This is a genomic window from Candidatus Nebulibacter yamunensis, from assembly GCF_024208055.1.
Taxonomy (GTDB): domain Bacteria; phylum Pseudomonadota; class Gammaproteobacteria; order Francisellales; family Francisellaceae; genus Caedibacter; species Caedibacter lacustris.
On sequence record NZ_JAMBMW010000040.1, the window covers coordinates 1 to 5050 of the forward strand.

3 protein-coding genes are annotated in these 5050 nt (G+C 36.5%); 1 reads left to right on the forward strand and 2 read right to left on the reverse strand.

Features of this window, described 5'->3' with window-relative positions; genetic code table 11:
- Positions 1 to 280: 280 nt before the first annotated feature.
- Both lipB and ykgO read right to left on the reverse strand, forming a co-directional pair.
- On the reverse strand, positions 281 to 916 hold the full coding sequence (gene lipB / locus M1V25_RS10085) for a lipoyl(octanoyl) transferase LipB (protein ID WP_236867248.1): 636 nt from the start codon (positions 914 to 916) through the stop codon (positions 281 to 283).
- A gap of 24 nt (positions 917 to 940) precedes the next feature.
- The gene (gene ykgO, locus M1V25_RS10090; RefSeq protein ID WP_236867249.1) at positions 941 to 1069 is read right to left on the reverse strand and encodes a type B 50S ribosomal protein L36; all 129 of its coding nucleotides are present in this window, start codon (positions 1067 to 1069) and stop codon (positions 941 to 943) included.
- 436 nt (positions 1070 to 1505) lie between these two features.
- On the opposite strand from ykgO, the gene M1V25_RS10095 reads away from it, so the two are divergent.
- Positions 1506 to 4646, forward strand: a complete 3141-nt coding sequence (locus M1V25_RS10095; protein ID WP_236867251.1) for an efflux RND transporter permease subunit — start codon at positions 1506 to 1508, stop codon at positions 4644 to 4646.
- The last annotated feature ends 404 nt before the right edge of the window (positions 4647 to 5050 follow it).

Sequence of the window (5050 nt, forward strand, 5' to 3'; positions counted from 1 at the left end):
ATTTTTGACGCTTTTATTAGATCCACATGCTTTACATTTTATAGACATTGATACACACTGTATTACTTACCACTTCTAATACTACTGACATTACTTGATTATGTCTATAGTTGCTAGGCAATACCCAATTTTTATTATCAATTTTCTTATCTTACAGGGCGTTATATAAAGTTGTGCTGCATTATAGCGTCTTAGTTATATTTCTCTTGAGAGATCATTTTTAATAATGTATAATTTTTGCTCACTTACTTTCAGAGTGATAGCTCAAAAAACTATGTATTTATACGTATGTGCACTGAAAGTTTTTTTTAAAATGATGTAAGAATAGATCATCAAAGATGCGCATATCCGCGTTACCACCAAGGGTTTTAACTGAGGTAATACTGCTTGAATCAAGTCCACATGGATTGATCAGCTTAAAGGGGTTTAAATCATTTGAGATGTTGATGGCTATGCCATGATATACAACTGTTTTTTTTACCTTTAGTCCTATTGATGCTATCTTATAAGTTCCTGCCCATATTCCTATCTCATCCTTATTATAGTATGATTCCACGCCGAGGCCACGCAGTGATGATATAACGCTTGCTGACAATCTCTTCACAAATAGCTTGATATCAGGAGGTGCTAAGACGCTCTTTAGGTCTATCACAAAATAGATAACCCTCTGCCCAGGCCCATGATGTGTCACACGGCCTCCGCGCTCTGTATGTATAAAATCTAGGCCAAGATGCTGCAGCTGTGAAGCCTCAAGTTGTGTGGTGGATACACCACAGGTATACGTGCTCCTATGTTCCAAAAGCCACAAGAGCTGCCTCATACTACCATGCACAACCCCATCCACCCTCTCGAGCATAACTTTAGAGGTGTACTCATAATGGAGCAATCCAGGTGAAACAACTAATTCAACGAACACCCCTCAAGGCCACTTGAGCAAAGACTAAGAACCCTGTTTTGCCTTGAATCTAGGGTTTGTTTTGCATATCACAATAGTCACACCCTTTCTTCTGATTAACTTACAGTCCTTATGCCTTTTTTTTCTTGATTTTAAAGAAGAGACAACCTGCATCGTAAATAGAGCATAAAAAAGAACGCGGTAAGCTAACCTATAAGCAGCTATAGGTCAAGATGCTTTTTGGATATAAAGAGCTAAAGTTTTTATAAAAACCATTTTATCTGCAGAAGGCCTTATGCAATATAACATTTATCTGTTATAGATATAATAAGTAATTTTATTTTGTTTCATGCTAAGCTTTAATAGCAGAGTAACAACGTTGTTGGCTTTTGCCCTTTTTGCGTACATAGTGTATACTGAATACTATGGAAGGGCCGATATTCCGTCAGATGCGTATGAGGTGGAGTCAGTGAATAACAAGCTTAATGCAAGATATAAATTAGAATTTCCAAAGGACAAAGACTATCATGAATATAATCCACTTGAGAAGGTTTTGTTTTTCTTTTATGGAGGTAAGATAAAAGGTTGATGAGAAAAATTTTATAAGAAGATGACTGGTATACACTCTTTCATAGAGTTTTTTGTAAAGAAAAGAACTGTAGTGTTCTTCTTATTGATTCTTTGTACAATTCAGGGTTTATTATCATATATTAATATACCGAAGGAGAGCAATCCTGACGTGAAGATACCGTTTATACACGTTATAGCTACTCATAGAGGTATCTCGCCAGATGATGCGAAGCGCATTATCCTAAAGCCAATGGAAAATTCATTAAAATCCATCAATGGATTAAAGAAGATGCAATCCTATGCTAAACAGGGGGCTGCGAGTATTATATTAGAATTTTATGCAGGGCTGAATGAAGATAAGGCATTAGAAGATGTGAGAAATAAAATTAGTGATATTAGAGGAAAATTACCGAAAGAAACTGATGAGCCATTGATAAGGCAGATAGATCTTAGCCTTCAACCAGTGCTTAGTGTTGTACTAAGTGGGGATTTACCAGAGAGGACTTTAATTGAGCTTGCAAGAAAATTAAGGGATAAGGTGGAGGCGCTGAGTGGTGTTCTGAAGGTTGAAATAGCTGGAGATAAAAAGGATTCTCTTGAAGTGATAGTTAATCCAGATGATTTAAGGCATTATGGTATCTCAACACAGGATTTGTCACGCATTATTTCATCAAACAATACTCTTGTGGCAGCTGGTACACTCAGAAATAATGGCGGTGAATTTTCAATTAAGATACCGAGTTTAATTAAGAATTTTGCAGAGCTTTCTGCGATTCCAATTAAGGCTGGAAAAAATGGTGTGATAACCCTTGGTGATGTTGCAGAGATCAGGAGGTCTTATGAGGATGTGCAAAATATAGCTAGGGTCAATGGGAAATCCGCCGTTGTTCTTGATATCTCTAAAAGGGTAGGGGCTAATATTATAGAAACTGTTCAAGAGGTCAAAACCGTAATAAAGGAAGATGCAAATCTTTTCCCTGCAAATCTTAATTTAATATTTTTTGGTGATGAATCTCAAAATATTAAAGATATGGTTTTAGAGCTAGAAAATGGCTTGATACTGGCTGGGTTGTTAGTAATGGTTGTAATAATGATCGCAATAGGCCCTAAGCCAGCACTCCTTGTTTCAATCTCTATACCTACGTCATTCTTATGTGGAATATTAATAATCAGTGCTGTTGGGTATACACTTAATATAGTAGTGCTTTTTAGCTTAATACTCACTGTTGGGATGATAGTTGATGATGCAATAGTGGTCAGCGAATATGCTGATAGAAAGATGGTGGGAGGTGCTGCGCCTAAAGAGGCATTTATAGAGGCGGCAACTAGGATGTTTTGGCCAATAATTAGCTCCACAGTTGTAAAATTAATAGTGTTTTTGCCACTTCTTTTCTGGCCTGGGATAGTTGGGCAGTTCATGAAGTTTATGCCTATAACTGTTATAATCATTTTAACTAACTCTTTATTATTTGCGCTGCTCTTCCAGCCTTCTATAGGCTCTTTGATGAAGCCTTATAGAATTAATGAGAAAAAGGCCGAGTTATTAGAGGCCTCGGATCGTGTAGATATAGAAAATATGAAGGGGTTGCTCAAAAAATATGTTAGTGTATTGCATTCGATCCTCGATCATCCAAAAAAATTTCTATTATGTTCGCTGGCGGTACTAGTTGTTATCCCAACAATTTTTTTCGCATTGGGTGTAGGTGCAGAATTTTTTCCAAATGTTGAGCCGTCTTCTGCAACTATTACAATTGAAAGTAGTGGTAATTTGTCTATTTATCAAAGAGATACGATATTGCAAGAAGTTGAAAATAGGTTGTTTGATATAAAAGATATTAAAGTTTTTTATGCAAAGAGTGGAAGTTTTGGTTCTGAAAAAAATGGTACAAATGATAACACAATTGCGGTACTTAATATAGAGCTAACGGATTGGAAAATTAGAAGGAAGGCTGCAAAGATATTTGATGATATCAGTGCTAGGATTTCCGACATGAGCGGAATCAAATATCAAATACTGAAAGCGCAGAAAGGGCCTGGTGGCTCAAAGCCGATCGCTATCAATCTTAGCTCTAATGATTATGAGCTCTTAAGCTCGTATGCTAAAAAGCTTGAGGCGCAACTTGAAGGTGTTGCAGGGCTTAGGTACATAGAAAGCTCATTATCGCTACCGTCTATAGAGTGGGATGTGATTTTTGATAGGCAAAAGGCTGCAATGTATCGAGTTGATATAAATTCTCTTGGTAACACTGTCCAACTTATTACAAATGGGTTGAAGATATCATCTTATATGCCATATGATATGGATGATGAAGTAGGTGTCTACTTGAGAGTTCCTCAAGAAAAGAGAACGCTGTCTACATTGGAAAACATATTTGTGGTAAAATATGACGGAACAAGTGTTCCACTAACAGCTTTAGCAAGAATAGAACCAAAACCAGAGGTGAAAAATATATACAGTGTCGATAAGAGGATTACAGTTTCCATAAAATCTGATGTTGTACCTGGTATTGTAGCTGATAAAAAGTTGCAAGAGATCAAAACAATTATAAGCTCTAATTTGCCAGAAAAGATAAATGTGAGTTACGAGGGGGATGATAAGGATCAGAAGGAATCAGGTATGTTTTTGATGAAAGCATTTCTGGTTGCACTACTAATGATGTTTGTTGTGATGCTGTTGCAATTTAACAGCGTATACCATTCGCTTGTTATAATGAGTGCGGTATTTTTATCTACAATTGGGGTATTACTCGGATTGATCATATCGTTGCAGCCGTTTGGGGTTGTAATGTGCGGAATAGGTATCATAGCCTTGGCTGGGATAGTATTGAATAACAATATAATATTTGTGGATACATACCAGCATCTTAGAAGGGAGGGGGTTGCTGTGAAGGAGGCCCTATTGATGACTGGTGCGCAAAGGGTCCGGCCGATTTTATTGACGGCTTCAACGGCGATTCTCGGCCTTATACCAATGGTTATTGGTCTTAGTATAGATTTCTTTAATTTTGAAATATTATACGATGCTCCTTCAAGTCAGTGGTGGAGGCAGCTTTCTGCTTCTATCTCAGGGGGGCTTGCATTTGCTACATTACTCACACTGCTCTTTACACCATGTTTGCTTCTATTGGGTAGCAGATTTGAAAGCCAGAATAATAAGGGGGAGCGTTGCTATAAAAAATAGATAATTTGCTAAAATGATGTTAAAGAAGTCCCAAAAGGTAAATTATGAATACAAAATGTAAAAGATGTAGTAGCGATAATTAGGCATGTTTTGAGAGTATTGGCAACTTTATGAAAGGACAGAATAATTTTATATCTATCTTTTGCCAACTCTCCCAAAAATCTTACTAATATCGGTTATACTATAGCAATACTCCCTGAAAAAGGTCTGACTTTAATCACTAATGTAAAGAAAAATATGAAAAATGTATTTATGAATATCAAAGACAAGTTAATGCTATAGCTTAGGCAAAAGAGGTTGAGACAGTTTTTAGCACATAAGCTAGGGCGTCTGTAATGTTTTCAAATTTTCTTCTATATTTTCTAACTAAATGCTTAATCTTAAACCAATAATGCTCAATTGGG

Excerpts from the sequence above, each read along its gene's own strand:
- ykgO (WP_236867249.1), bottom strand. The coding sequence starts at position 1,069 with ATGCAGGTTGTCTCTTCTTTAAAATCAAGAAAAAAAAGGCATAAGGAC.
- M1V25_RS10095 (WP_236867251.1), top strand. The coding sequence starts at position 1,506 with ATGACTGGTATACACTCTTTCATAGAGTTTTTTGTAAAGAAAAGAACT.